The following is a 26,417-nucleotide window of genomic DNA, read 5'->3' on the forward strand; positions in this document are numbered from 1 at the left end:
CCTTAAATGACGATTATCTTAGCGACCATAAACCTATGAATTGATCAACAAGTTGTTGAAGTTGAGATAGAATTTCTTGATTGAATTCTACTGTTTGAAATCCATGAACAAGCTGATTTCTGATGTTATATAAATTAATGACTATATTATATTGTTCTATTGAAAGTTCTCCTTGAGAATAAAGATGGTTAATAAGTGACACTGGGCTAAATCTTTCAATGGGAATAGACACTTTTTCCGCTTGTTTACGAAGTAAAACTTCTAAGATTATCCATAAGATTAAAAAAGCACTTTCTTGATCTTCTAATGTAATAAGATTATCCACAGTTTTTCTTTTCTTGATAATCTTTTCCCAAGATAGCAAACTATTGCTATTACTTGGATTAATGGGAACTTGATCGTCTCCTGTAATCAATAAAAAACGCCAGCCTGAATGTTGAGCAACTATTTCAGCTATTTCTTTATATCTATCTATAGTAATCTGTTTTGAAGATTGGGATTTGATTTCGATAATATAACCTTCATGATCAGATTTTTTAACGACTAAATCAGGTCGATATCCACTTAAATCAAAAGGAACAGCATCAGGTTCAATCCATACTTCATACCCCTGTTCTTTATATTTTTGAGCAATCCTGTTTTCTAGTTGACTATGTTGATTTCTAGTTGTTTCAGCATTCATAAATAACTCTCCAAAGTCTTAGATTGACATATTCTTACATAAACACATTCAGAACCAGTATAAATTCCTTGAAGTAATAGATCAGGATAATTTAAAGGATCAAAAGTTCCTTTCAAATGTCGACGATGTGCCTGAACATCTGTGATTTGTTGATCATCTTCATAAATTACACCAATTAAGGCATCTTGTATTGGTTTAATTATATTATCTACATCAACAGGATCTCTATGGTACAAGTAAACTAATGTTAGATGTAACTCTAAATCTTCTGGTAATACTGTTCCTGTCCAAGTTTTTTGAGCTTCAGTTTTCACAGTATGTTTCCAAGTTTGTACATTTTTTGCTTGTACAGATCGAGGTCGTTGGGGAATAAGAAAATCAAATATCATGACTATATTAAGAGTAAGGTGGGCATTGCCCACCTTACATAAATTATACGGCTCCAACTAAGGGATAAGGATGAGTTAATTTATCCAACTGTTGTACCAGTAAACTGAGGAATAGTCCCACATCAGTTACAATGCCCACAGACTCCACAGAACCGCGATCGCTTAGTTTCGTCACCACCGCAGGGTTAATGTCCACACAGACCATTTTAACCCCCGCAGGAGTCATGTTTCCGACCCCAATGGAATGCAGCATACTGGACAACATCAAAATCATGTCTGTCCCTTGTATTAATTCAGCATAGTGACTTTGGGCCTTAATTAAGTCCATTTCTGTATCAGGTAAGGGGCCATCATCCCGAATAGAACCCGCTAACGCAAAGGGGACATTCTTCTTGACACATTCATACATAACCCCTTTGGTAATAATTCCTGCTTCTACCGCTTGGGCAATGCTACCACAACGACGAATAGTGTTAATAACTTTGAGGTGATGACGGTGGCCTCCACTCACAGGAATACCTCGCTGCATATCTACCCCTAAAGAAGTCCCCATCATCGCTTGTTCAATATCATGAACCGCGATCGCATTTCCCCCTAATAAAGCATCAACATAACCCTCTCGGATTAATTTGGCTAAATGTTGGGCCCCACCCGTATGAATGACCACAGGGCCTGCGGTAACTATAACTTTACCCCCTTGATCTCGCACTTGGCGAAGTTCCCAGGCAATTTGTTCCACCAATAATTCTACCCGACGTTCGCTGGAAACCCCAGACCCCATAAAGGTGAATTCTTTTTTACCGTTGCGTTGATCGCGGTTTTCTGATTGTCTGACGGTACGAATACCATCAACCCCCACCATCACGCGATCGCCTAATTTAAGATCCCGTAATAACTGACAATGGGCCGTCATGGCGTTAGGATCAACCACAATTGCTGCATCCATGCGTTGATTTTGCACTGATACCCATTCACAGTTAACCCGTACTTCTGTAGGATAAATGGTACTCACATAGAAGTCATCGGGGGCCACGCCGTCTTGTTGCACCACTTCTACATTGATATCACAGATTTCTTCGGGAGGAGCAACCGCACCAATATCAATTAGTTGTGTCATGATTTCTTCCATGACATCATGATCCGGTGCAGAAACTCTTACCTCAGCAGAGGAAGTGCTTTGTCTTTCTACCCCTAAGTTAAAGTTAAGAACTTTGAAACTGCCCCCATTCTCGACAATCATATCTAGGGCCTTATTCATGACACCCGCGTCAAGGAGATGTCCTTGTAGTTGCATAATACGACTTTCAACGGGGGTACTTGCATGAACTGATTCTAAGACAGGTTCATTAACCCGCAGGGTTAAACATTTAGCGGCCCCTCCTGCTTTAAGAAATTCGGATAAGGGAGTTTGTACCACTTCAAAACCAACATTAGTTAACCGTTGTTGTAAGCTTTCGCTTATCTGGTTCATAATGATGGTGTGGTTAACATTTACCGCATTACAAGCAAATTTTACCGCATCAGGTTCTTCCACAATGATGCGTTTTTCTTCAGGAATTCGCAATTCAATTAAGCGGTTAGAATAGGAATCAAAAGCAGGGGGATAATAGAGTAAATAACCACCTGTGAGGGGACAAAAACAAGTATCTAAATGATAGAATCTTTCATCAATAAGACGTAGGGATAAAACTTCTGTATCCAACCATTTAGCAATGTAGGGATGGGAGTCTAATTCGGATCTAAACCCATATCCGGCCCATAACCAGCGGCCTTCTCTATCAAATAAAGCGTCTCCGGCCCCTTCAAAGGGGAGATCTTTGGGGAGTTCATAAACTGTGAACCCATTGGCCTCAAACCACTCTTTAAAATAGGGTTCTTCCCCTTGACGTTCTTTGTGGAAAAAGCGACTTAACACCGCATTATCTCCTAAAACTAGACCCGCATTGGCTGTAAATACCATGTCCGGCCATCCTTTTTGGGGAGTAACGAGTTCTACAATGGCCCGATCTTTAATTGCGTGATAGAGCTTGTTCCATTGTTCTACAGCGCGATCGCTGGAAGATTTATGAATATTCCCCTCCATCCAAGGATTAATCACATAATCTACATCATAGTGGTCGGGAGCGCACATTAAGATACGAATCGAATCAGTCATAATATTTTACACAGTGTCATCAATGAAATGTTGCCATCACTTATTTTTTGGGGCAACTTGCTGATTTTTGGGACAAGTTGCCGACTTTTACCTAAAAACTTAGATAAAAGTTAGACTATCTAAGCTGATATTTTTTCCTGCTTATGTCTGGAAACGTTGCTGTTAACCAGTTTACAGGCTCCTCACTGGTCTTGTTTAAGCAGTTAGTTACCACACAGACCAATTTATCATCTTACCGTGAATTTGACCAAATTTATAAGGTCAGGGATTAGATGGGCATGGCAATACAAATTTAATGGTTAACCCACAATCTTATTAATGCCATGCCCCTACAGAATTTATTAATTACTATAAAAATCTTCATCTAATATCTGTTCTTGCAAAAAAGGACAAATTTTAGGATATTCATTTTCTTGAGGAATACGAACCCCAAACTTAGCAAGTTTTCCTTCTTTAATGGCTATTTTACGAGCATCAGGATAAGCTTTTTCTATAGCAGTTTCTAGATAAGATTTAAGGGAAGGAGTATCTTGTAAATTTTTCTGAACTCGTTGACGATGTTCGATAATAGAACGATACCAACTATCTTTCATAGATGAAGGTGCATCATCTTGTACTTTTAATTTGAGCAAATGAGCTAAAAGAATCATCAAATTACTTTCTAAAGTTCTTTTTTCTGATTTTCCCAACTCCGTTAATTCCTCAATTAAGTTATCAATATCTAAAGAAGAAAAATCACTTTTTTGCAATTGATAGATAGTGGTTTCTATCCACTTTTGAAAATCTTGGTCGTAAAGTGTTTTAGACATAGAACTAATAGTATAAATTTAATAGATAGATACTGATGGATTTAATTCAACATTAATATCATCAATCTCTCTAATTTTATCCCAATCAATCACAGCAACCCAAAGATTTTCTTCTGAGGAATATTCCACCATTCCATCAACTTCTAATTCTTCACTATACAAAGTTAATTTTTGTCCCTTTTGTAAACGAATATTTTGACAGCTTAAATCTTCAAGAGTTCCCGTACAATTTAATCGTAAATGACCTTGAGCATCAGCATTATGAAAATCGGCAAAAACTCTTAATTGATTCATCATTATTTTAGTCCTTAATTATTTTTAGTTGGATTAGGAATCGTTGGTGTCAACAAATAACTAATTTGTTCGGGGGTTAAACCTGTTAGCGTTGCATGATTCTTGCTTCTTCCAGAGGTACGAATAACATCACCACCCATTTGACGAACCTCCTTAACTGTTGTCATACCAATTTGACCATGAGGGATGTTTTTAGCCAATTGTTCCACCTTTAAGCCTACTGCACTTTCCACTGAAATGCCAGTAATTCCACAAGGATGAGTTCCTATACCCCGTCTAATATCTTCTGGACGGTTACGACCTCCTCGAATGTATTATATTTTATAATTCTAGTAGGAGGAAAGTTTCTAGATGAAGTCATTTAAGTCTATCGCTTTATCCATAGCTATGTTTTTATCATTTCCTAATGTTAGTTTAGGAGAAGAATTTGTTTATGGAGACTCAATTTTATGTAAAAATCAAGGGAAGAAAACGTATATGGCCTTATCAACTAAAGAATATAATATTGCAATTTGTTTTCAAGGAGATGATTGTGTTTACGATCCTGAAGGTAAGAACTTATATTACTATGTAGGTCAGAATAAACAAGATAACTCCAAGGTATTTTTGTCGGCTAAATATAACGTTTTAGATGGGATGGAGTGGACTGAAGAATGGATAGCTAATAATAATGAATATATTTATCGAGTCTTTCACACCAAGAAACAAGGCGGATATAGTACAATTACAGTTTTAAAAAATGGAGATAAAGTTTATAATAGCTTGGTTAGAAAGTACATTTATAATTGCTATGATTGATAGCTGACATTTTGAAAAAAACTTTTAAATATGGGTTCAAATTTTAGAATTTAATACTCTGAAAATCCTACAGGATTTAATAATAAACAAATAAGGTGGGCATTGCCCACCCCATTAAACTTTAATTAGTACGGAACCTGGCTAATTCTTTGCCTGTCTTCGCATCATGAGCGTGAACAGTACAAACCAAACAAGAATCAAAAGAACGGGCCACATGACCCACTTCTACGGGGTTGGTGGGGTCTTCAATAGGAATACCAATTAAGGCATCTTCAATAGGCCCTCTGGTATGATTACCGTCTCTTGGCCCCACATTCCAGGTAGTCGGGGCAATTACCTGATAATTCTTGATTTTGCCCCCTTCTACCTCAACCCAGTGACATAAGGCCCCGCGACTTGCTTCGGTACCACCCCAACCCCGGCCATCTTTTTCTGTGGGTTTGATGTACCAAGGGTCATTTAACTTAAATTCCCGCAGACACCGTTCTACTTCCCGATATAGTTTAACGGATTCGTGCATCCTGGCAAACTCCCGTAAATGAATGCTAGGGCCACCCATTTTCTTGAACATATCCAACACTAAACCATCATAATGCTGCCAACTTTCCCCATGTTTACCACCAGCAACTAACTGACGCGCTAGAGAACCCACTTCCATACGGCCTAAGTCTTTATGACTTACCGCAGTAGACCAAGAATATTTACCTTCATAGTCCCCGGTATTAATTTCCTTGGGTACGGTGGTACGATCAAAGGGATGAACATCAGCAGTGCCTTCTTCATACCAAGCATGACTGGTATTCTCGCGGGTGAAGGTATGGTCTACCATCTGATGAGTATCAGTAAGGCTATCATAAACACCACCCTTCATGATAACGGCAGCATTGCGTCCTTCAATGGTGGGTTTTTGATATTTGTCTTCGTGGGGAAGATAACCCCAAGTTAAAAATTTACCTGGCCCTGCACCATATTTATCTAACCCAATATCTAACCCCATACGCCAATAAAAACCAAGGTCAGAGTTAGCATGATTAGGACTTTCATCTAACCATTCTAAGAAATCTTCATAGGTTTGAATTTGTTCGTATCTTTCTAAGGAACATCCTAACCAAACTGGTTCTAACCAATTGGTGCGAAAATACTCCATAATTCCCCAACCTCTGGTAACATCTGTTAGGGTAGGCGCACACATTACACCCCCAGGAACCATATAACTTGAATGGGGCCATTGTCCCCCAAATAAAGCATATAATTCTACAGGTTTCGCTGAGGTGGTAATGGCTATTTCGTAAGATGTCCCAGTAAAGGCACTAAACCGTTTACAAGCTTCTTCGTAAAAGGGACTATTCTTATACTTTTTATTGGTTAAATCAATGGCATATAGAGCATAAAAATGTCTAGGATGACTTTGAATAGTCTCAACTAATTGCCCTAAATTTCTGGCTAAAATTGCATTACGAGGAACTTCTGTACCCCAAGCTGTATCTAAGGCCCAAGATGCACAACTAAGATGAGACGCGCCACAAATACCACAAATACGAGGGGTAACAATGAGTCCTGCTTGGGGGTCTTTTCCTCTTAAAATTACTTCAAAACCCCGAAATAATTCGGCTTTTGTCCAAGCATTGACTACATAGCCATCTTCAATATCAACTCTAATATCTAAGTCGCCTTCGACTCTCCCAACCGGAGATATTTCTAATTTTTGAACTGCCATATTGCTCCTCTCAAGAATGGTTAAATGTTTTATAACATAAGGGCATAATATATTATGCCCCTACAGATTATTACACAGTAAAAAAGTCATCGTTGGCCCAAGATGGACTGGTATCTTTGGCCACAACGGTTAATAAGGCATAATCTTTCTTATTGATACCGGGTGGTAATTCTTTGGGAACACCCATCACGGTTTGCGTCTTAAAGACCGTTCCTGGTTTAAGATCATGGAAAGGAAATTCTGGTTCTGTACAACCTAAACAGGGCATTCCTGCACGGGTTTTAGAAGATACCCTATTCCATAAAATACGGTTACAGGAAGAATGAGTCATGGGGCCACGGCAACCCATATCATAAAAGAGACATCCGGTACGCTGTCCGAAGTCTTGGGTACTTGCCTTATAGGAAAAGTGCATATTCCGGGTGCAACCTGTTTGGGTAAAGCTACGGAAGAAGGTTTCAGGACGGTGAAACTCATCTAAGGTGATGTCTCCCACTCTGCCCGTCGCTACTGCTACCAAAATTTGACTAATCCAGTCTGGGTGAGCAGGACAGCCTGGTATATTAATAACAGGTAGACCAGCTTGAGAACGATAGTCTGCCCCTAAAGATCCCCCTTCCTTCCGTTTCAGGAATTGTAAGCCTACGGACTCGCTAGGGTTGGGTTCCATGGCCGGAATACCTCCATAGGTGGCACAGTCTCCCACGGCAACCACAAAAGCGGCAACCTTGGATAAGTCTGCTAACCACTCTTTCATGGGACGACCCGCAAAACGGTTCCATTCTCCGCTTCCCTTGGGGGCATTAACCACTGTTCCCTCAAATACTAAGATATCTACGGGAATTTTGCCACTAACACAGTCCTTTAAGAGTTGTTGTAAATCATCGCCTAATTCCAAACCCAGGGACGGATGCCATAAGACATTAATCCCAAAGTCCGTAATTAAGTCTACTACGGTCGGTTCTTCTGCATTGAGAAAGGATATGGTATTCCCAGAACAGGCCCCGCCTTGCAGCCAAAGAACATTAGCCATAGACTGTCTCTGATAGGTTTTTCTGTAATTATGCAGTAACTTTTATTAAATTCTTTTATTGTTTAAGGTTCATTTAATAATGATTTCAACAATATTTCTAAAATACAATATTTCTTCTTTAAGTCAACAAATGAAGCCTTAAGGAATAATCATTTTATCTATTTTTTCTGTATCAATAACAACATTAGGGGTAATTCATGAATTACTAATTCAGATATATGAGTTTTTTGTCAAGCTCAGTTTACAAATATTATCTATTAGTAATCATGTATTATTGGGGTTGCTGCTCAAATCGGGCTATTTTGAGGGATGGAGAGAAGTTAAGACGGTAGGGGAATAACGTAATATAGGGCTTTGAGGGGTGTAACTTGATTTTTAGACAGATTTCTACAATCTAACATTAGTATAGCGCATCCTGAAAATAGCAAAAATCTCATTTTCGGGCAAATTTTAGCAAAATCAGGAAAAAGTAGATCTCAGTGAAGTTATGTTAAGAGGTCTGATTGATTGAAATAAATCATGAGTTATACAAAATTTGATAAGTTTGGATAATTATTCAGAAGGCGATCGCATTGTAGAGAATGCAATATAATTGCCGAGATTTTTTAACGATATTATGGGATAATTTTGTTTAAGAACGATTGCTTAACCACTCAAATTATTGTAGTATTTAATCTGTTTGGGATTAACTCTACACTCCAAATTAATTGAAGATGAATAATCAACTTTTTTACGGTGACAATCTAGAAGTTTTAAGAAAACATATCAAAGATGAATCAGTAGATTTATGTTATATTGATCCGCCGTTTAATTCTAAGCGTAATTATAATCAAATTTATAATAATCTTGGGAAAGAAGATCAAGCACAGGCACAAGCATTTGTAGATACTTGGACTTGGGATGATCATGCTAATCAAGGTTTAGCAGAAATTCAAGAAAACTATTTAGGTCATTTTACTTCTCAAAGTATTGATTTAATTTCAGGTTTAACTAAAGTTTTAGGTAAAGGTAGTTTACTCGCTTATCTGGTAAGTATGACTTTAAGAATTGCTGAAATATTTAGAATATTAAAACCAACAGGGAGTTTTTATTTACATTGTGATCCCACAGCAAGTCATTATTTAAAATTAGTATTAGATGCTATTTTTTGCAGTCAAGGGGGGGACTTTTTGAATGAGATTATTTGGTGTTATCGTGGTGGATGTTCTCCTAAAAAAGACTTTGGAAGAAGACACGACGTTATTTTTAGATATGCTAAAAGTAGTCAATATTTATTTAATCCAGATCAAATTAGAGTACCTTATCAAGCTGAGGGAATCAATAGAAAAGATGATGCTATGTGGGGAAAACATAAAGGGACGAACAAAGTATATAAACCTCATCCACTAGGGAAAATTCCTGAAGATTGGTGGCTGATGAATATTCTTAATGCGAATGATCCAGAACGTTTAGGATATCCCACACAAAAACCTGAAGCATTATTAGAAAGAATTATTAAAGCAAGTAGTAATGAAGGGGATATTATTTTAGATGCTTATTGTGGCTGTGGGACAACCATTGCTGTTGCAGAAAGATTAAATCGTCCTTGGATTGGTATTGATATTACTTATCAGAGTATTAGTCTCATTTTAAAACGACTCGAAGATTCTTTTGGTAAAAATGTTTTAGATAAAATACAACTCAATGGCATTCCTCAAGACATAGAGTCTGCGATCGCCTTAGCTAATAAATCTGATGATCGTACCCGTAAAGAATTTGAAAAATGGGCAGTCTTAACCTACAGTAATAACCGAGCCGTAATTAATACAAAAAAAGGAGCAGATCAAGGCATTGATGGGGTTGCTTATTTCCAAGGAGATAAAGATGAGAGAGAAAAAATCATTTTTCAAGTAAAATCAGGCAAAGTAAAATCAGGAGATATTCGAGATTTACAGGGAACTATAACCCTACAAGAAGCTGCCATTGGAATTTTAATCACCTTAAAACCTCCTACCAAAGACATGATCCAAACAGCTAAAGCTGCGGGTATTTATCAAGGTAAATATATGAATAAAAGTGTAGACAAAATACAAATTATCACCATTCAAGAGATTTTAGAAGAAAGAAAACGTATTGATATTGGGTTGATGTTTGAAGTGCTGAAGTCTGCGGAAAAACAACGGGAAACCAAAGGCATACAAACGACTTTAGATCTATAGTTTGCGAGTTTATACAAATATGATTCTGTAGGGGTTTAACACTGTTAAACCCTAAATGGTAAGGTGGACAGTGCATTGGGCTACTTAATTTAAAAATTGCATCATGCTAGAATAAAATGAAAGTTATCATAGCAAACCTAAAAACGTGATGGCTACTAACACTAAGAATATTAATACTCAAGTCACTTTACCCACAGAACTATATCAGGCTATTCAAAAACGGGCTGAAAAACAAGGACATTCTCTTAATGATGAAATTGTTACCTTATTGATGACTTACTTTCTCGAACCAGTTACAGCCTTTGAAGACACACAAACAACAACCAGTGAAACAGCTTGGGCAAAAATTGATGAAGCGAGAAACCGTCATACAGGTCAAAGTTTTAGTGATAGTGCTGAACTATTAAGAGAGGACAGACAGCGTTGAATCAAATTGTTGTTGATGCTAATGTTGCTATTAAATGGGTATTGCCTGAAATTTACTCAGAGCAAGCTTTACGGTTACGCAACAGTAACTACAATTTTTGTGTTCCAGACTTTTTCTTTCCTGAAATTGGTAATATTCTGTGGAAACGAGTCCGTCGAGGAGAAATGTCCTTAGAAGATGCTCAAAGCGATTTAGCAGCCATCTCCAGTTTTCCATTGCAAATCTGTCCCTCTTTTTCTTTAATGCCAATGGCTTTGATGACTGCCATAAGAGTTAATCAAGCGGTATATGATTGTGTATATTTAGCATTAGCAGTGACAAATCAATGTCAAATGGTTACAGCAGATGAACGCTTTTTCAACGCAGTTAGAAATGATTTTCTGTTTGATCATTTAATGTGGGTCGAAGATATTCCTTAAATCCCATAAAAAATAAGTAGGGGTATAATCTATTATGCCCCTACCATCAACCAATATTCTGCCTCGAAACCATCAAGGATTTAGTTCTTAGACGTTAAAACTACCTCGGAAGGGTTAACCTTAGCTTGTTCCTGAATCGCCCCGTAGAGACGATTTAACGCGCTAATATAAGCACGGGCAGAAGCTGTTATAATGTCTGTATTGGCAGCATAACCGGAATAAATACGCCCCTCATGACGTAACCGAATTGTTACCTCTCCCATAGCATCTATCCCTGCTGTGACTGACTTCACCGAAAACTCGATCAACTCATTGGGAACATTAACTACCCGATTAATCGCCTTATAAACGGCATCAACCGGCCCCGTCCCGATCGCAGCATCAGTCAACTCTTTCCCTTCGGGAGTTCTGAGGGTAACAGTTGCAGTAGGACAAGCGCGATCGCCACAAGACACCTGTACTAACTCCAAACGGAACAATTCAGGGGCTTGTTGAATCTCATCATTAACGATAGCTTCTAAGTCCCAATCTGTAATTTCTTTCTTCTTGTCAGCGACTTCTTTAAACCGCAAGAAAGCATTATTTAAGTCCGTATCAGACAACTCAAACCCCAACTCTTTTAAGCGAGTCCGAAAGGCATTGCGTCCCGATAATTTACCCAAGACAATTTGATTATTGGTTAACCCAATGGACTCAGCATCCATGATTTCATAGGTTAACTTATTTTTGAGAACTCCATCTTGGTGAATACCAGACTCATGAGCAAAGGCATTTGCCCCCACAATGGCTTTATTTGGTTGTACAATCATCCCTGTGAGGTTAGATACGAGACGGGAGGTCTTATAGATTTCCTTGGTGTTAATATTGGTTAAAGATTCAGTAGAATCAGCCGGACGACCCAAAAACGGGTTAAAATATTGACGACGAACATGGAGAGCCATTACCAACTCCTCCAGGGCAGCATTGCCGGCCCGTTCCCCAATGCCATTGATGGTACATTCTAGCTGTCTGGCCCCATTTTTAACCGCTTCCAGGAAGTTGGCCACCGCTAACCCTAAGTCATCATGACCATGTACGGAGATGATGGCTTGCTCAATATTGGGAACATTGTCTTTGATGCCCTTAATTAAGGCCCCAAACTCGCTTGGGGTAGTATAACCTACTGTATCAGGAATATTAACAGTGGTTGCTCCGGCTGCGATCGCCGCTTCTAAGACTTGATACAAAAATTCTGGATCACTGCGTCCCGCATCTTCTGGGGAAAATTCTACATCATCCAGGAAAGTTTTGGCATAAGCCACCATTTCCGGCACAATATCCAGGACTTCTTGACGAGTCTTTTTGAGCTTATGTTGCAGGTGAATATCTGAGGTAGCAATGAAGGTATGAATGCGAGCTTTTACGGCAGGTTTTAGAGCTTCTCCTGCTGCTTTTATATCATTCTTACTTGCTCTGGCCAAGCCACAAATTTTCGGGCCAGTTTCCGTTCCCACAATTTTCGCAATTTTCTGGACAGCTTCAAAATCTCCAGGACTGGCGTAGGGAAAACCTGCTTCTATGATATCAACGCCAAGTCGTGCGAGAGAGCGAGCAATTGTGAGTTTTTCTTCAACCGTGAGACTTGCGCCAGGGGACTGTTCCCCATCTCGTAAAGTAGTATCAAAGATGATAATGTGATCAGGTTGACTGCTCATAGGGTAACGACTCAACGCGATTTAATCATGGATTAGATTTCTTGTTATCAATTATACTCTATCTTATTAGAATTTTTAAGAAAACCGATCTAAAATTTTTCTAATTGTTATTTTTTCAGCAGCTAAGCAATGGGTAATAGTTCACGTAATTATCAGTAAGAGGTGTTCAATGGTGACTCAAATCAAACCCAAGTATTACACCCCAGAGGAATATTTAGAACTCGAAGCAACAGCAGACTATAAAAATGAATATCGAGATGGAGAAATTATTCCTATGACGGGTGGAACCACAAATCATAATAAAATTGCTGGTAACTTTTACGCTTATCTTAAATTTGCCTTCAAGGGTCAAAAATATGATGTTTATATTGGCGATGTACGTCTCTGGATTTCTGATTTTCGTCAATATACTTATCCTGATGTAATGGTAATTGATGGTGAACCCATTTATGAAGGAAACAGTAAAACAACAGTGACAAATCCTAGTTTAATTGTAGAAGTTTTATCAAAATCAACTCAAAATTATGACCAGGGGGATAAGTTTCGCTTTTATCGTTCCATTCCTCAATTACAAGAATATATTTTGTTAGCACAAGATCGCTGTTATATTATGCAATATACGAAAACCCCAGAAGGTAATTGGTTATTACGAGAACATGAACAAGAAGCAGCCATATTACAATTACAATCTCTCGAATTTTCCATTGAAATAAAAGAATTATATGAAGGAGTTCAATTTGAGGAAACAGAAGGAAATAATGAATAATCTAAAATTTTGGTTCTACAGAATTTGCTATGTTAAATTAACCCTTAAGAGTTTAAACATATAATTTCCAAAAAATATGAATAATAAAATTATTGTTATTGGGGCAGGAATTGGAGGTTTAACGGCAGGTGCATTATTAGCCCGTCGCGGTTATGATGTAACTGTATATGAACAGGCTTTTGTACCTGGAGGATGTGCTTCTACTTTTAAACGTAGGGGGTTTACCTTTGATGTAGGAGCGACTCAAGTGGCAGGATTAGAGCCTGGAGGCATTCATCAACGCATTTTTGAAGAATTAGACATAGAATTACCAGAAACGACTTTTTGTGACCCCGCTTGTGCTGTTTTTTTACCAGAAGAAACTACCCCAATTAATGTTTGGCGAGATCCCAAAAAATGGCAAATAGAAAGACAAAAACAGTTCCCAGAAAGTGAACCTTTTTGGCAATTATTAGCGAAATTATTTCAAGCTAGTTGGAAATTTCAAGGCCGAGATCCTGTTTTACCACCCCGTAATTTTTGGGATGTTTGGCAGCTAATAAAAGCAATGCGCTTAGATACATTAATTACCGTTCCTTTTACCTTAATGACGGTAGGAGATGCCTTAAAATTATATGGATTATATGAAGATAAACGCCTAAAAACTTTCTTGGATTTACAATTAAAACTCTATTCCCAAGTCAATGCAGATGAAACCGCTTTATTATATGCAGCAACAGCATTAGGAGTATCCCAGGAACCCCAAGGATTATATCATCTTCAAGGCAGTATGCAAGTATTAAGCGATCGCCTGGTAGAAGGGTTAGAAAAACATGGAGGAAAACTCTTAACTGGTCATAAAGTCGAAAAAATTCATGATAAAAATATTACCATTCGTAATCAAAAAACAGGGGGTATTTTAACTGAAACAGCTAATCATATTGTGGCTAATGTTCCCGTACAAAATTTAGTCAAAATGTTGGATATACCTGTAAATACTTGGTTGAAATTGTATCAAAAACGAGTAGAAAAATTACCAGAAGCATCGGGGGCATTTGTTATTTATTTAGGAGTTGATCGTCAAGCTATTCCTGAAAATTGTCCCCCTCATTTACAATTTTTATATGATTATAATGGCATCATTGGCGAGAATAATTCTTTGTTTGTTTCGGTAAGTAAACCAGGAGATGGTAGGGCCCCGGAAGGAAAAGCAACTATCATTGCTTCTAGTTTTACGGATACTCAAATTTGGTGGCAAACCACAGAAGAAAAGTATCAACAATTAAAACAACAATATACCTCTGAAGCGATCGCCTGTTTAAGCAATTATTTTCAGCTTAATTCTGATACCATTATTCATCAAGAAACAGCCACACCTCGAACTTTTGCCCATTATACTGCTAGAGATCAGGGTATAGTTGGAGGAATAGGTCAACGAGTTTCTACCTTTGGCCCCTTTGGAATAGCAACCCGTACCCCTATTAAAAATCTTTGGTTAGTGGGAGACTCAACCCACCCAGGAGAAGGGACAGCAGGTGTCAGTTATTCTGCATTAACCGCAGTAAGACAGATTTTAAGTAATAAGTAATTTGTTTGAGTTGTTAATTAATTGCTGCTTCTGACCTCATCAACCCCTCTATCCAAAAGGTAACAAGACGCGATATACTCCAATCGACAGTGTTGATGGGTAGGACAATGGTAGCGGTAGCAATTTTAGCAGCCGGACGCGGCACAAGGATGAAATCTAACTTACCTAAAGTGTTGCATACTTTAGGAGGGCGATCGCTGGTACAACGGGTACTTGATAGCTGTCATAAGATTAACCCGTCTCGGCAATTGGTTATCATTGGCTATGAAGGGGAACAGGTTAAACAATCACTACAAACTACCCCAACCCTGGAATTTGTTGAACAAAAAGAACAATTAGGCACCGGCCACGCTATTCAACAATTATTACCCGATTTACAAGACTTTGAGGGTGATTTATTGGTTTTAAATGGGGATGTTCCCCTACTCCGTCCCGAAACCCTCGAAACCCTGCTAAAAATTCATCAAACTAATGGCAATGCAGCCACCCTATTAACCGCCCATTTACCCAACCCTAAAGGCTATGGAAGGGTCTTTTGTGATAATAATAATCTTGTGACCCAAATAGTGGAAGATCGGGACTGTAACGCCGCCCAAAAGAAAAATCATCGGGTGAATGGGGGTATTTATTGCTTTAACTGGCCACAACTGGCCAAAGTTTTACCCAAACTTTCCCCCAATAACGATCAACAAGAATATTATTTAACAGAGGTGGTGCAGTATCTTAGCCCCGTCATGGCTGTTGATGTGGAAGACTGCTTAGAAATTAATGGCATTAACGATCGCCAACAATTATCAGCCGCTAACGATATATTACAAGACCGTATCAAAAATCGTTGGATGGCCGCAGGTGTCACCATGATCGATCCTGATAGTATCACCATTGATGACACGGTTAAACTAGAGGTTGATGTGATCATTGAACCTCAAAGCCATTTACGGGGTAATACTGTAATTGGGGCCGGTAGTCGTATTGGGCCAGGTAGTTTGATCGAAAATAGTCAAATTGGTGAGAATGTAACGGTACTCTATTCTGTGATTACAGACTCGGAAGTTGCTTCAGAATGTCGTATTGGCCCCTACACTCATTTACGGGGAGAGGCGAAAATTAAAGAAGCTTGTCGCATTGGCAATTTTGTGGAGATTAAAAAGTCAGAAGTCGGACAAAAAAGCAATGTGGCCCATTTATCCTATCTCGGTGATGCTAAATTAGGAGAACAGGTGAATGTTGGGGCCGGAACTATCACAGCTAATTATGATGGGGTGAATAAACATCCGACAATTATTGGCAGTCGTACCAAAACAGGGGCTAATAGTGTATTTATTGCCCCCGTAACCTTGGGAGAAGATGTGACAGTAGCTGCGGGTTCAGTTGTTACCAATAATGTTCCTGATCAAGCATTAGTTATTGCTAGGCAACGTCAAAGAATTATTGAAGATTGGAAAACAATTATGGCACAAAAACAAAATCAGTAGGAGAATAACCCGATGAGTCAAACACCCATAACAGTTAGTTACTCATTAATTTGGACACTAATTGGTATTCTCATCACAGCAATAGATAGGTATTATTGATGCTAGACTCAAAAATTTAGAAACTTCATGCAAATTACAAATGCTCCAAATCAGATTAAAATTTATCAACGATTACAAGTTAATTCAGAAGAATTAAAAAGATTTTGTGAGAATAATTTAATTGCTGAATTGGCAGTTTTTGGCTCAATTTTAAGGGATGATTTTTCTTCAAGTAGTGATGTGGATTTACTGATTAGTTATCTACCTTCAGCCCCCAGAGGGTTATTAGAAAAAATTCAACTGAAAGAAAAGCTAGAAAGTTTATTTAATCGCCCTGTGGATTTAATTAGTAAAACCAGCATACAAAAAAGTAGTAACTGGATTAAACGTCAAGAAATTCTTAATTCAGCAGAGGTGATTTATCGTGCATGATTTAGCTGCATTATTGGATATTTACCAAGCTATAGTTTTAATTTTTAGATATAGCGAAAATGTGAGTTATGAAGAATTAGAAAATAATCAAGAAAAACAGGACGCTATTTTAAGACGTATTATGATTATTGGGGAAGCAACTAAAAGATTATCGTCAGAATTTAAGCAGGAACATTCTGTAATCCCTTGGAAGCAAATCGCTGGTATGAGAGATGTTATTACTCATGATTATGATGAGGTAGATTTAGAAGAAGTTTGGACTGTTATTAAGGTTAATCTACCGACTTTATCTGATTATATTGTTCCCCTGTTACCCGAAAATAAATAATTAGAGGAATATAAATTTAGTAAAGAATAGAATGCAAATTAACCACATTACCAATAACTGCGATCGCAGGGGCCTCAAAATTATTTTGCTCAATTTGTGCTAAAATAGTTGCAAATGTCCCAATTAATTGTTGTTGTTCGGGTCGGGTTCCCCATCTTACTAAAGCAATAGGAGTTTCAGCAGTTAACCCACCTTGTTGCAATCCGCTAATAATATTAGCCAAATTATGAACCCCCATATAAATCACAATAGTTTCTGATCCTTGGGCGATCGCTTGCCAATTAATATTAGGCCGATATTTCCCCGTTGCTTCATGGCCTGTCACAAAGGTAACAGAAGAACTATAACCCCGATGAGTTACCGGAATACCTGCATAAGCAGGGGCCGCTATACCTGCGGTGATCCCAGGTACTACTTCAACAGGAATACCTGCATTAACTAAATCTTGCATTTCTTCCCCTCCCCTACCAAACACAAAGGGATCACCCCCTTTAAGTCTCACTACAACAGGATATTGACGGGCTTTTTCAATTAAAATTTGCGTGGTTTCATCCTGTAATTTGGAATGACGGCCCCGACGTTTTCCCGCATCAATTTTTAAAGCGCGATCGCTGATCATATCCAAGATTGGAAGGCTTACCAGCGCATCATAAACGACCACATCAGCGTGTTCCAGGAGGGTTTTGCCTTTTAAGGTCATTAAACCTGGATCACCTGGCCCTGCGCCTACTAAGTAGACTTTTCCTAAACATGGTTGCGTTGTTATTTCTGTCATCGAGTTATCTCCTCTACCATCAATTTTGCTAATTCTGCGGTTGCACCCAAGGGGTTCCCTAACTTAATCTCAATCTTGGGTAAACTTTGTTGTAATTGCTTCACCTGTTGCTCAATAATGCTTGTAATGCCACCAGTAAACAGAAAATAAGGCAAAATAGTAATACTTTGGTTTTGCTGTTTAACTAAGGCGTAAATTTGGTCTTGTAAATTGGGTGCAATACTCCAATAAGCAACAGTCGCATTTAACCGATTGGCCATTGTCTCAACGGACTGATTACCACCCGGACGACGACTACCATGAGCGATAATTATTCTAGCGTCTTGGGGGTGACTAGAGAACTGACAAGACAGAATATTAATTAATCCTTCATAACTTCCTAAATAGGGGCATAATTCTAACTTGATGGTGTTTCCTAATGCTTGTTGAGCGATCGCCACTTCCCTGGGAATATCTTCTCTGACATGAACCCCTGGTAATAAAAATAAGGGGACAATTTTGAGGCAATTAATACCCACAGTACAAGCTTTCTCAGCAAATTGTTGAATTCTCTCTGCTAAGGAGACTGAAGCGAGTTCTAAGGATGCTGTTTCGACTAAAATGGAGGAAACAGGAGAAAGCACAGCAGAACGAGCGTTTTTGCGGTTGCTCATTCCCTGTAAGCAGAAAGCCTGAAGATGTTGCTGTACTAAATAAGATAACCGTTCTAGGGCAATTTGGGGGCGAGGATCACGGCTACCATGGGAAACAAGAAGATAAGCTGATGTTAAAGTCAAGGTATTTGAGATAATTCTTGTAATTTATCTTAACGAAATTCAACCATTAAGGATACAATCGGTTCACAACCTGATTGAAACTTGACATCATGACTCAACCTTTAATTCCTGTGATCCTTGCTGGTGGTAAAGGGGAACGATTTTGGCCCCTTAGTCGTCGTCAACGTCCCAAGCAATTTTTATCCCTTGATGGTAGTGGAGAGAGTTTACTACAAGCTACTGCTAATCGTCTGTTACCATTAGCACAAAATTGGGATAATCTTTGGGTGATTACTGCTGCACCGATCGCTGATGGGGTGAGAGAACAATTACCCAATTTACCTAATAGTAATCTATTAGTTGAACCTGAAGGAAAGGATACTGCGCCAGCAGTTGCTTGGGCAACTTTAGAAATTGCTAAACGTTATGGAAATGATGCAGTAATTGGCTTTTTTCCCGCAGATCATTGGATTAAAAATACTGATCAATTTGAACATACTTTAAAGGCAGCAGCGCAATTAGCTTTAACCGAAAATGCTATTGTTACATTAGGGATTAAACCTAATTATCCAGCAACAGGTTACGGTTATATTGAACAAGGAGATATGTTTGGTAATTTTGATAGTTTACCTGTTTATAAAGTAAGCCGTTTTACCGAGAAACCCAATCAAGAAACCGCAGAATCTTTTATTGCTACAGGTAAATTTAGTTGGAATAGTGGAATGTTCATTTTCCGCGCAGGTGTTGTGTTAGATGAATTAGCAAAACACGCGCCCCAAATTTTAAAACCCCTAGAAGAAAAGGGACAAGATGCTTATGCTGATTTAGAAAAAACCAGTATTGATTATGCTTTAATGGAAAAGACCCAATTAACTTATGTTTTACCCGCTAATTTTGGCTGGGATGATTTAGGTGACTGGAATTCTTTAGAAAGATTAGTTGATAGTACAGGTAAAAATGTAGAATTAGGAAATCATGTGGGACTTGATACAAAAGGGGCGATCATTTATGCGAGTGATGATCAGGAAGTTATTGCCACCATTGGATTAGAAGATGTAGTGATTGTTCGAGATAAAAATGTCACCCTTGTGGTCAATAAAAACCGCACTCAAGACATTAAAAAGTTACTCAAACTCTTACAAAATAACGAGAGTTTTGAAAACTTACTTTAAACTTATTACCTTATTACCTGTTTAACTTTTTTATGTTTTCCTTAACTAAAACAAGTACCCGTCAACGAGAAATCATCGAAGTTGTTCTTAGTAATGGCTGGGATTATATGAGGGGATTATTAACAAGGGGAAAAGCAGATAATCCCCAAATTCCCACCCCAGAAGTTCTGCGTAATATATTAGTAGAACTTGGCCCATTTTATGTCAAATTAGGGCAAATTTTAAGCACTCGTCCTGACATTTTACCACCCAATTATATTAATGCTTTGACCGCTTTACAAGCAAATGTTCCACCTGTTAGTTGGACAGAAATTGAAGGGGTTTTGCGTCAACAATTACAGCAACCAATTGAGTCTATTTTTAGTCAAATTAATCAGCAACCAATTGCGGCGGGTTCCATTGGACAAATTCACCGTGCAACCTTAACAAATGGTCAAGAAGTTGCGATTAAAGTTCAACGGCCAGGTATTGATAAAATTGTTGATCAAGATATTACTTTAATCAAAGGAATTGCTGAATTAGTTTCTTTGACAGAATTTGGTCAAAATTATGATGTTGTTAAACTTGCTGATGAATTTTCTCAAGCAATTAAAGCCGAATTAGACTTCACAAAAGAAGCCCTTTATACAGATAAAATACGCAAAAACTTATCGGAAAGTCGTTGGTTTGATCCTAAAGAATTAGTAGTTCCCCAAGTATATTGGGAGATGACAACAGAAAAAATATTAGTCTTAGAATGGTTAAATGGCAAACCAATTTTACAAGCTGATTTAACAATTACAGAAAGTGATAAACCCATCGAACAACGCAAACAAGAAATCACAACCTTATTATTTAGAGCCTTTTTTCAACAAATTTATTTAGATGGATTTTTTCATGCTGATCCCCATCCTGGTAATATTTTCTACTTAGATGATGGTAGGATCGCTATTATTGATTGTGGAATGGTGGGTCGTCTTGATCCTCGAACCCAACAAATTTTGACTGAATTATTATTAGCAATTTTTGATTTAGATGCTCAAGGTTGTACTCAATTAACCATTGAATTATCCGAGTCAGGAAAATCTGTAAGTTTAGAGAGATTGCAAAGTGACTATGAACGCATTTTACGCAAGTATTATGATTTAAGTATCTCTCAATTTAACTTTAGTGAAGTTGTCTATGAAATATTGCAAATTGCGAGAAAAAATAAGTTAAAAGTGCCAGGAAATTTAGGATTATATGCTAAATGTTTAGCTAATTTAGAAGGAGCAGCAAGACAGTTTAACCCATCAATTAATCTTTTTGATGAAATTAAACCCTTAATGACAGATTTATTCCGTAATCAACTGATTGGAGATACCCCCTTACAAACCAGTTTAAGAACGGTTTTAGATCTCAAATCAATTTATCTAAAAACGCCGCGACAAGTGGAAATGCTGCTCGATAGATTATCTTCTGAAACCCTACAATGGAATTTAAGATTACAAGAATTAGATCCCTTACGTCGTAGTGTTGATGCTTCAGCAAATCGTCTTTCTTTTAGTATTGTGTTAGGATCATTGATTATGGGTGCTGCTATTATTTCAACCGGATCTAAGACTCAACAATTATCCTTAATTAGTAATGTTTTATTTGCCTCGGCAAGTTTATTAGGAATGTGGCTACTTATTAGTATTTTACGGTCAGGAAGATTAAAATAATTAATCATCATAAAATAGTTGCTTTTATTTAAGATCAAGGATTAATAAGCGGTAAACTCAAATTGTCCGCTAAAATTAGATATTAGCGTAATCTCTACTATCTAAACCAATGTACAAGTGTAATCCTTCCGTTCGTCAAGAACCCCGCTATGAACCGGCCGCAGTCATTCCGGTTAAGCAAGATTCTTCAATTCTTAATTGGTTAGAAGCGACTAATCGCTTGATTCCCCGTGAAACTGAAGAATCTACCAGTTCCGTAGAAGAAGATGCGGAAATTTCCGACTTAATTGATGTTGATGACAGCTATGATGACGACGATGATGACACTATTAATCTCGATGAAGACTAAACAATAGAAGTCGTGACGAACTATTGAGTCAAACTAGGGGAACATTTAAGATCGTTCCCCTTTCAACTGAGTTAATTAATCTTGATTTTTGGTGATAGTGTAATTTAAGTCGTGGACGCAAAATTCTCTCCCTCAATCTCCCTCAAAAAACCATCAGGAAACAGTCTGCTAATCTTACTAACCCTGCTTCTGTCCTTTCTGATTCTCGGTTTTGCTCAGTTATCGGGCCAATTTAATCATTTTAGTCGGTTACTCCTGTTTCCTCTAGGGGTTTCCTCTGCTGCAAGTGGTCTTTTTGGTTATTTCATTGTCCCTTTATTACGACGCTTAAAAACGGGACAAGTCATTCAAGAAGATGGCCCCCAAACCCATCTAACCAAAGCAGGAACCCCTACTATGGGGGGGATTTTTTTTGTTCCTGTAGCGGTGATAATTGCTTTAATTTGGTCTAACTTTAACCCTAATGTCATTGCCGTTTCTCTCGTTACCTTAGCTTATATGACTATTGGTTGGGTTGACGACTGGCAAATTCTACGGCAACAATCGAATAAGGGCCTAACCCCCCGCATGAAACTAATTTTACAAATTGCGATCGCCGTTGGGTTTTGTCTCTGGATGTTCTGGAGTCAACCCTCTAGCATCACCAATGTTACCCTAGCTGGTAATCTTATTCTTCCCCTAGGGGTCTTTTTTTGGGGACTGGCCGCATTTGTTCTAGTAGCAGAAAGTAATGCGACTAACCTCACTGATGGAGTGGATGGTTTAGCCGGAGGAACCGGGGCCTTAGCTTTCTTAGGATTAGGAATTTTACTCGCTGCTACCTCACCAGAATTAGGGATATTTTGCGCTTGTCTGAGTGGGGGTTGTTTGGGATTTGTCCTGCATAATCGTAACCCGGCCAAGGTTTTTATGGGTGATACGGGTTCCCTTGCTTTAGGGGGTTCTCTCGCAGCAGTAGGCATTCTCAGTGGTCATCTTTGGGGACTTTTTATCCTCAGTGGCATCTTCTTTGTGGAATCTTTGTCTGTGATTGCTCAAGTTAGTTACTATAAAGCTACAAAAGGCCCCGATGGGAAGGGAAAACGATTGTTAAAAATGGCCCCATTACATCATCATTTAGAATTAAGTGGTTGGGCCGAAACTCAAATTGTCGGAGTTTTTTACTTAATTAATGCCGGATTAGTTATCTTAGCTTTCCTATTATCTTAAAGTCAAAAGGACACAGAATTAGATAAGATCTGTGTCCTTTTTATTTAACAACCTTTTGCTTTTTGCCTATTTTCTATTGCCTCCTTTAAACGAAACTAAAGGCTGAACTATTCAAATCTAGAGAATTGACCCCGGAAACAACACCAATTAACTCATCAGTATTACCAGCTTTAGAGAAGATAGCACTAGCTTCATAATTACCTTTTCCGAAGGAAACCACATCATATAAACTCTGATCGCCATGAAGTTGAATTACATCCCCTTGTTGGGTATTAAATCCTTTAATCAGCGCAAAGTCTTTATATCCAGCTTGATCATGGTAGGTTTGAAGTTCATCTCCTAAAATGAATGTATCTGCTCCTTTGGTTCCTATTTCTAGCTTCACCAGTGCTTTTTGTCCTACTAATTGTTGGTCTTTTTTAATCCCTGTTAAATCAATGCCTGTATTGGAGCTAATTTCTTCAAGAATGGTTTTACTACCGCTTTTAGTATTTTTATCATTTTCACCTAAAAGAGTGTTTCCAAGAGTCGCACTTTCCTCAATCTTAATGTTACGGAATTGACTGGATATGTTAGGAGTAGTTCTATCATCATCATTCATGAAACCTAAGCGATCATAGTTTCCAGTAAAATAGTCTCCTACGTTGATACTATAGGTTTTCCAACCATTAGCAGCCGTGTAATTATTAAAGGCTTGATTTCCCCAGGTTTGAGTCCCGTGGAGTTGAAAAAGGGCATTGGTATCATCAAAAATATTATCGTTATTATCAAAACCAATCCCTTGAATTTCTCCTTCTTTTGTACTGAGGAAGTCAAAAGTTAAGACGGTATTAGCGGTAATATTGTAGTTGCCAATGCCAAACTGTTTCCATCCATTATTCTCAATTTGCACCTCATTAATATTGCTAAAATAGGTGACAACCGCTTGGGTTGTATCTTGAGGCGAAGGTGTCCCATTGTTGATAGAAGCAGCGCCATAGGATTCCAGAGAACCTGTTTTGGTGGTTCCGTTAACAGTTATGTTTAAATTGGTGGTATTAGTGAGATTGGCTTCAGAAATCTTAATGTTACGGAATTGACTGGATATGTTAGGAGTAGTTCTATCATCATCATTCATGAAACCTAAGCGATCATAGTTTCCAGTAAAATAGTCTCCTACGTTGATACTATAGGTTTTCCAACCATTAGCAGCCGTGTAATTATTAAAGGCTTGATTTCCCCAGGTTTGAGTCCCGTGGAGTTGAAAAAGGGCATTGGTATCATCAAAAATATTATCGTTATTATCAAAACCAATCCCTTGAATTTCTCCTTCTTTTGTACTGAGGAAGTCAAAAGTTAAGACGGTATTAGCGGTAATATTGTAGTTGCCAATGCCAAACTGTTTCCATCCATTGTTGTCAATTTGCACCTCACTTTTATCCGTTGAATAGGTGACAACCGCTTGATTTGTATCTTGAGGCGAAGGTGTCCCATTGTTGATAGAAGCAGCACCATAGGATTGCAAAGAACCTGTTTTGGTTGTTCCATTGATGGTTAAGGAAAGCTCATTATTGTTACTAACTGGAGGAGGAGGAGGAGGAGCAATATTACTATCACTATAATTAATCTTGATTTGATTGTTAAGATCGCTATAATAATTAACTAGCTTAATTGAACCATTACTCCCTAAACCTAAAATTAGATCTTGACCACTTTGGGTTTTAGTAACCGCAGCATTTGTATAATCTAGCTTCAGTGTATCTTGACTGTTACCATTATAAATAACATCATTGCGTGTCACTTTATTGGTTAGATATCCACTAATAGTATTCGCGCCACTATTGAGATAAATTTTATCATTACTGCTAGAATTAATGACATTTTCTATGGTCACATCATAAGCGATCGCCGTCGTATAACTGGTAGTTGCACCAAAGGTTTCACTCAACAAACCCCCAGGATTTAGATCCATCTGATAGCCACCACTTTTATAGGTTAAAGCGGAAAAATCTAGGGTATCAGTTCCTCCTGAATCCCAAAGTGCTTGTTTGGTTAAATTAGTGGTATTGAGCAGTGAAACACCATTAACAGTAAACTTATCAATGCTAGTTGTAAAAACATAGGTATCGTTACCAGTATTAAACTGTTTGGCCCCATATAAACTCTGCAATGCTTTAATATCAAGGGGCATATAAGTTCCCGCAGAATTCCCCGTGAAGTTGTAAGTCATTACTGAGTTATCAGTATTATCTAAAGCCGCATCTAAGCCTCCATCATGGGTATGTTTTAATCCTAAAGCATGACCAAGTTCATGAATTAGAGACATATAACCATGCTTTCCTGCTAGGTTTTGGAAGCCATTGGTATCGCCTAAACGATCATAACTACTTCTTAAATGAACATCACCTGATACTCCTAACCCTGAACCACCAGGGAAATAAGCATAGGCATAAGAAGGGCTATCAGAATCCATAAAACGGATTTGACCATAGGTGCTTGTATTAGTTTCTGTTACCTCTTGAAAATCAATATTAATGACATTTTCTAGCCAACTCATGATTGAGCGAACATTATTTTTAACGGCATTACTGACTTCTTTTACTCCAGTTTCATAGCCGTAATATGAACCGTTAAAAACATCATTTTCATAAAAACTAAAGGTAATCACCCTATTGGTAGGAACCGTCCATTTATAACCAGATAAAACTGCGTCAATGGGAGGATTATTTGAAGTCGTTGTTGATGAAGGGGTATTACTACTTGTCGTTGTATTGATGGGATTATCATTATTATCTAATAGTCCGTTAAGGCAAGCTGGACAGGAACATTTATAGTCGGTAACTGATAAGTCATGCTGGTTATTATTATTATTATCGTTGATTATATCAAATAGGTTATCCATGGCTGTTTCTCTCTAGATTCAAAATTATTACAATGATTTAGCTGTTCAGCTAGTGGTGAGGGTGATTACCAAAATTGTTAATCATAGGTCAATTCTATGTTTTAAGAATTAGAAATGATAAGGTAATTTTTACGTAAAATAGAGAAATTTTTGTCAAAAATATTTTTAAAAAACACATTTTTGATTATCCCAATAAACCCTTAAGTAATAAAACAGATACAACCAAGAAAATACCGATAATATAATAAAATATAATCAGGACATACCGCATAATTATCAAAGTAAGTCGATGGTCATTAATAAAGTACAAATAGAAATATCGTTTGTCCTTGGGCTTTAGGGCATTCAGCCAGGGCTGAAGCCCTTACTACA

Annotated in this window: 25 protein-coding genes; 13 read left to right on the top strand and 12 right to left on the bottom strand. The window is 37.9% G+C overall.

Annotated features, from left to right (window positions below; genetic code table 11):
* Window positions 1-13: 13 nt before the first annotated feature.
* The 6 genes from VB691_RS06930 to VB691_RS06955 all read right to left on the bottom strand — a co-directional run bounded on the left by VB691_RS06930 (window position 14) and on the right by VB691_RS06955 (window position 4,562).
* Window positions 14-682 carry a hypothetical protein gene (locus VB691_RS06930; RefSeq protein ID WP_323290744.1) on the bottom strand — a complete coding sequence of 223 codons (669 nt, stop codon included), beginning with the start codon at window positions 680-682 and terminating at the stop codon, window positions 14-16.
* The gene (locus VB691_RS06935) at window positions 679-1,071 is read right to left on the bottom strand and encodes a RusA family crossover junction endodeoxyribonuclease (RefSeq protein ID WP_323291018.1); all 393 of its coding nucleotides are present in this window, start codon (window positions 1,069-1,071) and stop codon (window positions 679-681) included. The genes VB691_RS06930 and VB691_RS06935 overlap by 4 nt, the downstream gene beginning before the upstream one ends.
* A 43-nt stretch (window positions 1,072-1,114) precedes the next feature.
* On the bottom strand, window positions 1,115-3,226 hold the full coding sequence (locus VB691_RS06940; protein WP_323290745.1) for a TIGR00300 family protein: 2,112 nt from the start codon (window positions 3,224-3,226) through the stop codon (window positions 1,115-1,117).
* 341 nt (window positions 3,227-3,567) lie between these two features.
* Window positions 3,568-4,035: a DUF29 domain-containing protein gene (locus tag VB691_RS06945; protein WP_323290746.1), complete on the bottom strand. Its 468-nt coding sequence runs from the start codon at window positions 4,033-4,035 to the stop codon at window positions 3,568-3,570.
* 18 nt (window positions 4,036-4,053) lie between these two features.
* A complete protein-coding gene (locus VB691_RS06950) occupies window positions 4,054-4,332 on the bottom strand; it encodes a hypothetical protein (protein WP_323290747.1) in 279 nt (92 codons plus the stop codon).
* Between the two features lie 11 nt (window positions 4,333-4,343).
* Window positions 4,344-4,562: a hypothetical protein gene (locus VB691_RS06955; RefSeq protein WP_323290748.1), complete on the bottom strand. Its 219-nt coding sequence runs from the start codon at window positions 4,560-4,562 to the stop codon at window positions 4,344-4,346.
* A 118-nt stretch (window positions 4,563-4,680) separates the two neighbouring features.
* Between VB691_RS06955 and VB691_RS06960 the strand changes: the two genes are divergently transcribed.
* A complete protein-coding gene (locus tag VB691_RS06960; RefSeq protein ID WP_323290749.1) occupies window positions 4,681-5,127 on the top strand; it encodes a hypothetical protein in 447 nt (148 codons plus the stop codon).
* A 121-nt stretch (window positions 5,128-5,248) separates the two neighbouring features.
* On the opposite strand, the gene VB691_RS06965 is transcribed toward VB691_RS06960, so the two are convergent.
* On the bottom strand, window positions 5,249-6,844 hold the full coding sequence (locus tag VB691_RS06965; RefSeq protein ID WP_323290750.1) for a nickel-dependent hydrogenase large subunit: 1,596 nt from the start codon (window positions 6,842-6,844) through the stop codon (window positions 5,249-5,251).
* Between the two features lie 70 nt (window positions 6,845-6,914).
* The gene (locus tag VB691_RS06970) at window positions 6,915-7,877 is read right to left on the bottom strand and encodes a hydrogenase small subunit (protein ID WP_323290751.1); all 963 of its coding nucleotides are present in this window, start codon (window positions 7,875-7,877) and stop codon (window positions 6,915-6,917) included.
* A gap of 713 nt (window positions 7,878-8,590) precedes the next feature.
* Here VB691_RS06970 and VB691_RS06975 point away from each other — a divergent pair.
* The 3 genes from VB691_RS06975 (at window position 8,591) to VB691_RS06985 (ending at window position 10,921) form a co-directional block, all read left to right on the top strand.
* Window positions 8,591-10,075 carry a DNA methyltransferase gene (locus tag VB691_RS06975; RefSeq protein ID WP_323290752.1) on the top strand — a complete coding sequence of 495 codons (1,485 nt, stop codon included), beginning with the start codon at window positions 8,591-8,593 and terminating at the stop codon, window positions 10,073-10,075.
* A 148-nt stretch (window positions 10,076-10,223) separates the two neighbouring features.
* Window positions 10,224-10,502, top strand: coding sequence for an Arc family DNA-binding protein (locus VB691_RS06980; protein ID WP_323290753.1), 279 nt, complete (start codon window positions 10,224-10,226; stop codon window positions 10,500-10,502).
* On the top strand, window positions 10,499-10,921 hold the full coding sequence (locus VB691_RS06985) for a type II toxin-antitoxin system VapC family toxin (RefSeq protein WP_323290754.1): 423 nt from the start codon (window positions 10,499-10,501) through the stop codon (window positions 10,919-10,921). The genes VB691_RS06980 and VB691_RS06985 overlap by 4 nt, the downstream gene beginning before the upstream one ends.
* An 80-nt stretch (window positions 10,922-11,001) precedes the next feature.
* Here the strand turns inward: VB691_RS06985 and VB691_RS06990 are convergent, their stop codons facing one another.
* Window positions 11,002-12,615: a 2-isopropylmalate synthase gene (locus VB691_RS06990; RefSeq protein WP_323290755.1), complete on the bottom strand. Its 1,614-nt coding sequence runs from the start codon at window positions 12,613-12,615 to the stop codon at window positions 11,002-11,004.
* Window positions 12,616-12,784: 169 nt separating this feature from the next.
* Between VB691_RS06990 and VB691_RS06995 the strand changes: the two genes are divergently transcribed.
* From VB691_RS06995 to VB691_RS07015, 5 genes are all read left to right on the top strand, one after another.
* On the top strand, window positions 12,785-13,381 hold the full coding sequence (locus VB691_RS06995) for a Uma2 family endonuclease (protein ID WP_323290756.1): 597 nt from the start codon (window positions 12,785-12,787) through the stop codon (window positions 13,379-13,381).
* 76 nt (window positions 13,382-13,457) lie between these two features.
* Window positions 13,458-14,948, top strand: coding sequence for a C-3',4' desaturase CrtD (gene crtD / locus VB691_RS07000; protein ID WP_323290757.1), 1,491 nt, complete (start codon window positions 13,458-13,460; stop codon window positions 14,946-14,948).
* Window positions 14,949-15,055: 107 nt separating this feature from the next.
* A complete protein-coding gene (gene glmU / locus VB691_RS07005) occupies window positions 15,056-16,423 on the top strand; it encodes a bifunctional UDP-N-acetylglucosamine diphosphorylase/glucosamine-1-phosphate N-acetyltransferase GlmU (protein WP_323290758.1) in 1,368 nt (455 codons plus the stop codon).
* A 126-nt stretch (window positions 16,424-16,549) separates the two neighbouring features.
* Window positions 16,550-16,894 carry a nucleotidyltransferase domain-containing protein gene (locus tag VB691_RS07010; RefSeq protein ID WP_323290759.1) on the top strand — a complete coding sequence of 115 codons (345 nt, stop codon included), beginning with the start codon at window positions 16,550-16,552 and terminating at the stop codon, window positions 16,892-16,894.
* Window positions 16,887-17,222, top strand: coding sequence for a DUF86 domain-containing protein (locus VB691_RS07015; protein WP_323290760.1), 336 nt, complete (start codon window positions 16,887-16,889; stop codon window positions 17,220-17,222). Before VB691_RS07010 ends, VB691_RS07015 begins: the two co-directional genes overlap by 8 nt.
* A 16-nt stretch (window positions 17,223-17,238) precedes the next feature.
* Here VB691_RS07015 and cobA read toward each other — a convergent pair whose 3' ends face one another.
* Both cobA and VB691_RS07025 read right to left on the bottom strand, forming a co-directional pair.
* Window positions 17,239-17,997 (bottom strand): uroporphyrinogen-III C-methyltransferase, encoded by a 759-nt coding sequence (gene cobA, locus VB691_RS07020; protein ID WP_323290761.1) that lies wholly within the window; start codon window positions 17,995-17,997, stop codon window positions 17,239-17,241.
* Window positions 17,994-18,773, bottom strand: coding sequence for a sirohydrochlorin chelatase (locus VB691_RS07025; protein WP_323290762.1), 780 nt, complete (start codon window positions 18,771-18,773; stop codon window positions 17,994-17,996). The genes cobA and VB691_RS07025 overlap by 4 nt, the downstream gene beginning before the upstream one ends.
* An 89-nt stretch (window positions 18,774-18,862) precedes the next feature.
* On the opposite strand from VB691_RS07025, the gene VB691_RS07030 reads away from it, so the two are divergent.
* The 4 genes from VB691_RS07030 (at window position 18,863) to mraY (ending at window position 23,164) form a co-directional block, all read left to right on the top strand.
* Complete coding sequence (locus VB691_RS07030) at window positions 18,863-19,924, top strand: mannose-1-phosphate guanylyltransferase (protein ID WP_323290763.1); 1,062 nt, start codon at window positions 18,863-18,865, stop codon at window positions 19,922-19,924.
* A 32-nt stretch (window positions 19,925-19,956) separates the two neighbouring features.
* Window positions 19,957-21,606, top strand: coding sequence for an AarF/ABC1/UbiB kinase family protein (locus VB691_RS07035; RefSeq protein WP_323290764.1), 1,650 nt, complete (start codon window positions 19,957-19,959; stop codon window positions 21,604-21,606).
* A gap of 109 nt (window positions 21,607-21,715) precedes the next feature.
* Entirely contained in the window at window positions 21,716-21,955 is a 240-nt protein-coding gene (locus tag VB691_RS07040; protein ID WP_323290765.1) for a DUF3134 domain-containing protein, read from the top strand.
* Window positions 21,956-22,066: 111 nt separating this feature from the next.
* The gene (gene mraY / locus VB691_RS07045) at window positions 22,067-23,164 is read left to right on the top strand and encodes a phospho-N-acetylmuramoyl-pentapeptide-transferase (RefSeq protein WP_323290766.1); all 1,098 of its coding nucleotides are present in this window, start codon (window positions 22,067-22,069) and stop codon (window positions 23,162-23,164) included.
* Window positions 23,165-23,249: 85 nt separating this feature from the next.
* On the opposite strand, the gene VB691_RS07050 is transcribed toward mraY, so the two are convergent.
* Entirely contained in the window at window positions 23,250-26,045 is a 2,796-nt protein-coding gene (locus tag VB691_RS07050; protein WP_323290767.1) for a M10 family metallopeptidase, read from the bottom strand.
* Window positions 26,046-26,417: the final 372 nt, after the last annotated feature.

The organism is Crocosphaera sp. XPORK-15E, from assembly GCF_034931425.1.
Lineage (GTDB): Bacteria > Cyanobacteriota > Cyanobacteriia > Cyanobacteriales > Microcystaceae > UHCC-0190.

Coding starts and splice junctions, on each gene's coding strand:
- VB691_RS06975 (WP_323290752.1), top strand. CDS start 8,591: ATGAATAATCAACTTTTTTACGGTGACAATCTAGAAGTTTTAAGAAAA.
- crtD (WP_323290757.1), top strand. CDS start 13,458: ATGAATAATAAAATTATTGTTATTGGGGCAGGAATTGGAGGTTTAACG.
- VB691_RS07030 (WP_323290763.1), top strand. CDS start 18,863: ATGACTCAACCTTTAATTCCTGTGATCCTTGCTGGTGGTAAAGGGGAA.
- VB691_RS06960 (WP_323290749.1), top strand. CDS start 4,681: ATGAAGTCATTTAAGTCTATCGCTTTATCCATAGCTATGTTTTTATCA.
- VB691_RS06965 (WP_323290750.1), bottom strand. CDS start 6,844: ATGGCAGTTCAAAAATTAGAAATATCTCCGGTTGGGAGAGTCGAAGGC.
- cobA (WP_323290761.1), bottom strand. CDS start 17,997: ATGACAGAAATAACAACGCAACCATGTTTAGGAAAAGTCTACTTAGTA.
- VB691_RS07035 (WP_323290764.1), top strand. CDS start 19,957: ATGTTTTCCTTAACTAAAACAAGTACCCGTCAACGAGAAATCATCGAA.
- VB691_RS07040 (WP_323290765.1), top strand. CDS start 21,716: ATGTACAAGTGTAATCCTTCCGTTCGTCAAGAACCCCGCTATGAACCG.
- VB691_RS06990 (WP_323290755.1), bottom strand. CDS start 12,615: ATGAGCAGTCAACCTGATCACATTATCATCTTTGATACTACTTTACGA.
- VB691_RS06950 (WP_323290747.1), bottom strand. CDS start 4,332: ATGATGAATCAATTAAGAGTTTTTGCCGATTTTCATAATGCTGATGCT.
- VB691_RS06970 (WP_323290751.1), bottom strand. CDS start 7,877: ATGGCTAATGTTCTTTGGCTGCAAGGCGGGGCCTGTTCTGGGAATACC.
- VB691_RS06995 (WP_323290756.1), top strand. CDS start 12,785: ATGGTGACTCAAATCAAACCCAAGTATTACACCCCAGAGGAATATTTA.
- VB691_RS06935 (WP_323291018.1), bottom strand. CDS start 1,071: ATGATATTTGATTTTCTTATTCCCCAACGACCTCGATCTGTACAAGCA.
- VB691_RS06980 (WP_323290753.1), top strand. CDS start 10,224: ATGGCTACTAACACTAAGAATATTAATACTCAAGTCACTTTACCCACA.
- VB691_RS06930 (WP_323290744.1), bottom strand. CDS start 682: ATGAATGCTGAAACAACTAGAAATCAACATAGTCAACTAGAAAACAGG.
- glmU (WP_323290758.1), top strand. CDS start 15,056: ATGGTAGCGGTAGCAATTTTAGCAGCCGGACGCGGCACAAGGATGAAA.
- VB691_RS07050 (WP_323290767.1), bottom strand. CDS start 26,045: ATGGATAACCTATTTGATATAATCAACGATAATAATAATAATAACCAG.
- VB691_RS07010 (WP_323290759.1), top strand. CDS start 16,550: ATGCAAATTACAAATGCTCCAAATCAGATTAAAATTTATCAACGATTA.
- VB691_RS06945 (WP_323290746.1), bottom strand. CDS start 4,035: ATGTCTAAAACACTTTACGACCAAGATTTTCAAAAGTGGATAGAAACC.
- VB691_RS06940 (WP_323290745.1), bottom strand. CDS start 3,226: ATGACTGATTCGATTCGTATCTTAATGTGCGCTCCCGACCACTATGAT.